General features: G+C 41.8%; 4 protein-coding genes and 2 pseudogenes. 1 reads left to right on the forward strand and 5 read right to left on the reverse strand.

Annotated elements, in window-relative coordinates; all coding sequences use genetic code 11:
* Window positions 1–76: 76 nt before the first annotated feature.
* Window positions 77–424, forward strand: a pseudogene (locus tag GZ996_RS11330) (ISL3 family transposase); the annotation flags it as partial.
* Between the two features lie 95 nt (window positions 425–519).
* On the opposite strand, the gene GZ996_RS11335 reads toward GZ996_RS11330, so the two are convergent.
* The 5 genes and pseudogenes from GZ996_RS11335 to rpsF form a co-directional block, all read right to left on the reverse strand.
* Window positions 520–4,797 carry a MucBP domain-containing protein gene (locus GZ996_RS11335; protein WP_162012110.1) on the reverse strand — a complete coding sequence of 1,426 codons (4,278 nt, stop codon included), beginning with the start codon at window positions 4,795–4,797 and terminating at the stop codon, window positions 520–522.
* A gap of 102 nt (window positions 4,798–4,899) precedes the next feature.
* A pseudogene (locus GZ996_RS11340) lies at window positions 4,900–5,565 on the reverse strand (IS110 family transposase); the annotation flags it as partial.
* Between the two features lie 376 nt (window positions 5,566–5,941).
* A complete protein-coding gene (gene rpsR, locus GZ996_RS11345) occupies window positions 5,942–6,181 on the reverse strand; it encodes a 30S ribosomal protein S18 (protein WP_000068664.1) in 240 nt (79 codons plus the stop codon).
* Window positions 6,182–6,219: 38 nt separating this feature from the next.
* Window positions 6,220–6,717, reverse strand: a complete 498-nt coding sequence (locus tag GZ996_RS11350; protein ID WP_161979522.1) for a single-stranded DNA-binding protein — start codon at window positions 6,715–6,717, stop codon at window positions 6,220–6,222.
* An 11-nt stretch (window positions 6,718–6,728) separates the two neighbouring features.
* On the reverse strand, window positions 6,729–7,019 hold the full coding sequence (rpsF, locus tag GZ996_RS11355; protein WP_156806836.1) for a 30S ribosomal protein S6: 291 nt from the start codon (window positions 7,017–7,019) through the stop codon (window positions 6,729–6,731).
* Window positions 7,020–7,256: the final 237 nt, after the last annotated feature.

The raw sequence follows: 7,256 nt of genomic DNA on the forward strand, positions 1-7,256 counted from the left end.
AAAATTGTTCTTGATCGTTTCCACCCCTCGCTTCCGAATTTCTTAGCTCGAGGCTAAAATAGTCCACTGGACTATTTTACTCCAGCACATGAGCCGGGCTCTTAATCAGACTAGAATCAAAATCATGAAACAATTTGATGATAAATCTCTGGAATACAGAGCTCTTAAATACTATTGGAAATTTATCCTAAAAGATAGTCGGAAACTCTCTATTAAAGCTTTCTATTCTAGAACTTTCAGAGAAACCTTAACTCCTAGGGAGTGTCTGAATAAAATCTTTACTCTAGTACCTGAACTTAAAGATTACTACGACCTGTACCAACTGCTCCTATTGCATCTACAAGAGAAGAATATTGACCAGTTTTGGGGATTAATTCAAGACACGTTACCTCATCTTAATCGCACCTTTAAAACCGCTTTGAACATCAAAAAAGAGAAGACGAATCTCGTCTCCTCTCGTCTTTAGCTATAAGTCACTCGCTACAGTTGACAATGAGCCACATAGTAATGGATAATAATTTAATCTTCTTTACGACGACGCAAACCGATTAAACCAATTACTGTTGCAATCGATCCTATTACAACAGCCGTTGACGCTTTTTCTCCTGTATTTGGAAGTACTTGGTTTGAAGCTGATGCTTGCTTAATTACTTCTTTAGCTGGCTGATTCTCAATAGTAGGTTGAGTCAGACGATTTGGAGTCAAAAGAGTTGGTATAATAGGTTGTTTCACTTCACGGTAAACGTAAGTCACGTTAGTTGTGCCTTCAACGACCTTACCTTCTTCAGGAGCTGACCCCTCTTGAATACGAACATACTCATAAACCTTGCCGTCTTCTGTCGTGATGCGGCTTGGCTTGTTATCATCTGCTGTGTTATAGCTTGTGCCTGTTGGGCTTTCTGGCGTATCAAAAACAGATGTCTTGATGGTTTCACCGGCTTCATTCACGTAGTGAACCTTAACATCGCCCTTCACCTCTTCATAGACGTAAGTGACTTTTTGTGGTGTTTCAGTGACTGTTCCTGTCGGAGGTGCTGAATCCTGCTTCACTTCCTTGTAAACAAACGTACGGCCATCTTCAGTGACAATCTTGTCTTCTGGTTTGGTTTCGTATGGCGTACCGGTTGGCTCATTGGTCTTCACTGGTGTTTCTGGTTTCAACACTTCACCTGTTGTCGTGATGTGTTCTACAGTCACGTTACCAGTTGGTTTTGGTGCTTCTGGTGTTGGTGTTTCCGGTGTCTTAGGTACTTCACGGTAAACGTAAGTCACATTAGTTGTGCCTTCAACGACCTTACCTTCTTCAGGAGCTGAGCCTTCTTGAACACGAACATACTCATAAACCTTGCCGTCTTCTGTCGTGATGCGGTTTGGCTTGTTATCATCTGCGGTGTTATAGCTTGTGCCTGTTGGGCTTTCTGGCGTATCCACAACAGATGTCTTGATGGTTTCACCGGCTTCATTCACGTAGTGAACCTTAACATCACCCTTCACCTCTTCATAGACGTAAGTCACTTTTTGTGGTGTTTCAGTAACGGTTCCTGCAGGAGGTGCTGAATCCTGCTTCACTTCCTTGTAAACAAACGTACGGCCATCTTCAGTGACAATCTTGTCTTCTGGTTTAGTTTCGTATGGCGTACCGGTTGGCTCATTGGTCTTCACTGGTGTTTCTGGTTTCAACACTTCACCTGTTGTCGTGATGTGTTCTACAGTCACGTTACCAGTTGGTTTTGGTGCTTCTGGTGTTGGTGTTTCCGGTGTCTTAGGTACTTCACGGTAAACGTAAGTCACATTAGTTGTGCCTTCAACGACCTTACCTTCTTCAGGAGCTGAGCCTTCTTGCACACGAACATACTCATAAACCTTGCCGTCTTCTGTCGTGATGCGGTTTGGCTTGTTATCATCTGCGGTGTTATAGCTTGTGCCTGTTGGGCTTTCTGGCGTATCCACAACAGATGTCTTGATGGTTTCACCGGCTTCATTCACGTAGTGAACCTTAACATCACCCTTCACCTCTTCATAGACGTAAGTCACTTTTTGTGGTGTTTCAGTGACTGTTCCTTTCTGAGGTGCTGAACCATTCTTCACTTTCTTGTAGACGAACGTACGGCCATCTTCAGTGACAATCTTGTCTTCTGGTTTGGTTTCGTATGGCGTACCGGTTGGCTCATTGGTCTTCACTGGTGTTTCTGGTTTCAACACTTCACCTGTTGTCGTGATGTGCTCGACAGTCACGTTACCAGTTGGTTGTGGCGCTTCTGGTGTATCTTCTTTGAGCTTATACACATAAGTAACTGCACGTTCACCTGGGATAATCTCACCTTTGATAGCATCAATGGCTAGTTTATATTCTTCTTTATTAGACGAACGAAGGTTGTTATCTTCCGTTACTTCACCAATCGGATAATTTCCAGCTGGGGCAAGAACATAGGTTTTGCCATCTTTGACAATTTCTGATGGTTTTTCATTGTTCTCAGTAGCATCGTATGATTTACCTACTGGAGCATCCTTAGTATCAGTGTACTGTTGTTGCAGAACATTTCCTTCTGTATCAACATAATTGACGACTACTGAACCCGTTTTTGCAGGTTCTTTAATGTAGTAATATTCTACAACCTTGGTTTTGCCTGCTTCAACAGTTCCTTTCTCATCATCTCCACTAGTATCAGAAGGCGAAAGTACCCACTTCACTCCGTTAGCATCTGTAATGCTACTTGGACGAAGATCTGTCGTATCGTAGCTATCCCCTTCTTTTCCATCCTTGGTATCAACTTCAACTGCATTAACAGACGTTTTATTTTTTAAGCCTTCAGCAGTACCGGACAACTGGGTCGATTGACCGTTTTCAAGTGTGAAATAGTTAACTTCGACATTACCAGTTGTCGGCTGCTCAACATAGTAGTAGTTAACAACCTTAGTCTTGTCTGCCTCAACTTGACCTGTTTCAGAAGCTCCATCTGTTGCTGGATGCTTGCTAGTCTCTGGTGTTACCAAGTAGTAGGTCTTGCCATCAACTGTGATGTCTGTTTTCTTTTTCGGCGTAGCATCATAAGCGCTGTCGACCTTACCATCTTTGACAACTGTTTCTTTTGGCACAGCATTAGGAGTCAGAATATTCCCCTCTTTATCAACAATGTGATAGTGGACGTTGACATCACCCGTCTTAGGCAACTCTTCAGCAGGTCCAACTTCTTTGTAATAGTAAGTTGTTTTACCGCCCTTGAAATACGGGTTACTGATGTAGAACGTTGTGACATCAGTCGTCTCAATTGTACCTGTTGAACGGCTAATATTAACAGGGACAGTATCAACTTTTCCTGGTGTAATCGTACCTGTAGTAGGTTTTTGCTCACGTTTAGCTTGAGGCGCTTGCTTCCCGTTCGGATCTAATAGCGTCCACTGGAGAGTCCCTTTATCATCTAACATTTTGTAGTGGATCATGTAGCCTAAATCAGTACCAACAACAAGCTCATCACCTTTATTTACAAATGGATTCAACGTCCCCGTAACGTTTTCAGATTTAGATGGAATTAGCTCATATGTTTTGCCATTAGCTACAATTTTTTGAGGAGCCTCTGTTTTAAATTTTGTTCCAGACAAATCGGTCTGTGTCACAGTCGCAATAACTTCTTTTGTGCCATCAACGACATAGTCGGTTTCCTTTTTGATCAACGTCGGCACAAACCAGCCGTAGCCGATGTATTTATTTTTAGTGATATTGCTCAAGGCAGTTTCATAGTTCGTATAGAGCTCATTGAAAAAGCCTTGAGGGTCTTTACCAGCAACCCCTAAAATAGGGTTAAGGTTGCCTTTAGAATCCTTTGAAAAGTTATAGTTGATGGTGTATTCACCATACGTTTTGCTTTGTGGTTTATTAGCTTCAAACGTATCCGTCTTGATAAGTTTACCATTCGCATCATAAAAGCCAGCATAAACAGTACCAGATCCATCTTTTTCTGTGCTAAAAGCAATCTGATGGATTTGTGTAAAACCTCTTCCAGAACGCTTACTGTAGTTCCCATTACTATCAAAGTAAATTTCACCTGGAACTCCGGCGGTATAGTAGTCCCCTTTGCTGCTAACATCGAGAACAGCGAAGGTTTGTTTCGTGCTATCATGATACACAGGCTTGTTCGTACCGTTCATGTTAGTGACAACAGGGCTTTCTGTCGTATAACCTGCTGTCGGAACATTATTCATCGCAACGCCGTCTACCTCAGTTATAGGCATTTTAGCTTCTGCTGTCACACCTTTTGTAGCGTTTGAATTAGTTGGTACCACTGGTTGAGCTTCTTTTGCCTTAGTAACCTTGAAATCAACGAGGTAACCAACTTCTGATAAGGTGTGGGTTACGGACTTGTCCTGACCAGGTGCCAACTCATAACGCTGGTCGCCCGGAATACTGTTTGTATCTGCGATAACTGTTGTTTGAACATTTTCAACAGTCTCACCATCTTTTGCTTCAACTCTCTGTTCGCGTTGCTCACGATGGACGACTTGAGTCGTTTCCACATCTGTATAAGTCACATCATACTTAACTGGTGCAATTCCTAAAAATACGCCGGTATTATTGTTAGGTACGTTAGCCACAGGCTGTGCAACTGGTTCCACTACCCCTGGTTCAGTCCCCGCCTCAAGGCTAATCTCTGGAACAGGAGCTGCAATGTTCTCACTTGCTGCTACAGTGCCTCCTGTCATCCAAAATGCCGCAATCGCTACTGAAGCCACTCCAGCTTTAAACTTACGAATAGAAAAGCGCAATCTTTTATCAGACTGTGCCGATGAATTATGTCGCATAAATTCTCCCATATTTTTTATATCATTTAAGGAATAGTATTCCCTTTGTTATTTTACGATCCTCCCCGTTGGTTGTCAAGTATTTCGAATCATGAATCACGTCAAAGACACTTTTTGGTGAGTTGAAAAATAGCCATCCAAGGCTTTTTCTAGTTGAGGAATTTTCTGTTTCAGAGTCGTATAAACATTAGCACGAATAACTTCTGGTGTGATGGTTTCTCCATTGACTAAAAGAGTCATCAAGTTATGCCCAGAACTGCCCATAATATCTTCAATGTAAGTCGTTAATTTGATTCCTCCTGATTGAAGAATGTTATGAATTCTGTTCACGTCACGGTTACGAGTTTCAACTTGATGTTTCCGTTGACGTGTTAGTTCTCGTAATTCTTGAATCCTTTCGTCAGGAACAAAACTTCTTGGGAGCAGTCCGATACGAGTCAATTTGGCAATCCAGAAAGCATCTTTTTTATCTGTTTTTTGACCAGGGATGGCTTTCATATGTGCTGGATTCGCTAAAATGAGCTCAAAGTCTTGACAGAGCGCATGCCAAACGGGTTTCCAATAGACTCCTGTACTTTCCATGCCAACAGCTTGTCCTTGAAAAGATGTGAGAAAATCATGACATTGTTGTAAACCTTCTGTCGTTGTATCAAAGCGAGCTTTTTCACGTTTGGGACGAGTACTAGTGAGAGAGCCGTGTAAGATACAGACAGCTATCATAGCTTGGTGAATATCAATGCCAGCACAAGATGTATAGATGATATCCATAGTCGTTTCCTCCTAACTAATGATGAGGACTTGTCTCTCTAATAGTAGTCGTATTTTTATACTCATGCTTCTTAGGCGATGTTTTGTGGGTGTGGGCTCCGCCATCGTGATGATTTGTTCCAGTCTCAAGAGGGATGAGATTGTCCAGTCAACAGTTTCAGCCTGATCTTATAAAACGGGGAGCGAAAGGCACCAAGTTTGCCAAGAAGAAATAAAACTCCGTAGAAGCCCGCTTCTGCCTACACCACATTAGGACAACAAGGTTAACAAAAAATACAAAACACCCGTTGCGCTAGTTAATTCTAGCCAAAACAAAAACTATCTTTTGACATCTCAGAGCATAAGAAAAACCAGCCATAAGCCGGTTTCTTGGTTATTAGTCTTCATTTACGAACGGCATAAGAGCCATAACGCGAGCACGTTTGATTGCTGTTGTTACTTTACGTTGGTTTTTAGCTGAAGTTCCTGTTACACGACGTGGCAAGATTTTACCACGTTCTGAAACGAAACGGCTAAGAAGCTCAGTATCTTTGTAATCAACATATTCAATTTTGTTAGCTGCGATGTAATCAACTTTTTTACGGCGTTTGAATCCGCCACGACGTTGTTGAGCCATGTTTAATTCTCCTTTATATATTTAATTCGTTTTATCCATTAGAATGGAAGATCGTCATCTGAGATGTCCATTGGATTTGCGTTACCAAATGGGCTTTCATCTCTACCGAAGTTTGGTGTTGATTGTGCAGGTTGCGATTGGAAGCCACCACCAGTTGTCCCCCCAAACGGAGAAGAACTTGGATTATAAGAACCGCCACCGTTACCTTCACGTGTAGCACGACTTTCCAACATTTGGAAGTTTTCAGCAACAACTTCTGTTACATAAACACGTTGACCTTGTTGATTTTCATAATTACGTGTCTGAATACGACCTGTAATTCCAATAAGAGCACCTTTTTTAGCCCAGTTTGCTAAGTGTTCAGCTGGTTGATTCCAGATGACACAGTTGATAAAGTCCGCCTCACGCTCACCATTTTGGTTTTTACGAATACGGTTAACAGCTAGGGTAAAAGTTGCTACAGCCACCTGATTTGGAGTGTAACGAAGTTCTGCATCACGGGTCATACGACCCACAAGCACTACATTATTAATCATAGAGCACCTTCTTACGCGTCAAGTTTAACGATCATGTGACGAAGAATGTCGCCGTTGATTTTTGACAAACGGTCAAACTCGTTAAGAGCTACTGCGTCAGTCGCTTCAACGTTAACGATGTGGTAAAGTCCTTCACGGAAATCTTTGATTTCGTAAGCAAGACGACGTTTTTCCCATGTTTTTGATTCAACAACAGTTGCACCGTTGTCAGTCAAGATAGAGTCAAAGCGTGCTACCAAAGCGTTTTTAGCTTCTTCTTCAATGTTTGGACGAATGATATAAAGAATTTCGTATTTAGCCATTGATATGTTCCTCCTTTTGGTCTAATGCCTACTGAACCTTGTCAGCAGGAAGTGAGGGATACTCACAAGATACTATTCTACTAGATTTCAACAAGTTTTGCAAGAATTTTGTATGTGTCTAAATTTTTGGGAAAGTCCAACTACCCCTTACAACCTAAGAAAACTCTATGTTCTTTATCCGAAAAAAGACTGAAACAAAGTTTTTTCCTTTGCCTCAGTCTTGACCTTATTGTTTAC

The organism is Streptococcus sp. S784/96/1 (genome assembly GCF_902729355.1).
In the GTDB taxonomy this organism is placed as follows: domain Bacteria; phylum Bacillota; class Bacilli; order Lactobacillales; family Streptococcaceae; genus Streptococcus; species Streptococcus caledonicus.

Coding starts and splice junctions, on each gene's coding strand:
- GZ996_RS11335 (WP_162012110.1), bottom strand. CDS start 4,797: ATGCGACATAATTCATCGGCACAGTCTGATAAAAGATTGCGCTTTTCT.
- rpsR (WP_000068664.1), bottom strand. CDS start 6,181: ATGGCTCAACAACGTCGTGGCGGATTCAAACGCCGTAAAAAAGTTGAT.
- GZ996_RS11350 (WP_161979522.1), bottom strand. CDS start 6,717: ATGATTAATAATGTAGTGCTTGTGGGTCGTATGACCCGTGATGCAGAA.
- rpsF (WP_156806836.1), bottom strand. CDS start 7,019: ATGGCTAAATACGAAATTCTTTATATCATTCGTCCAAACATTGAAGAA.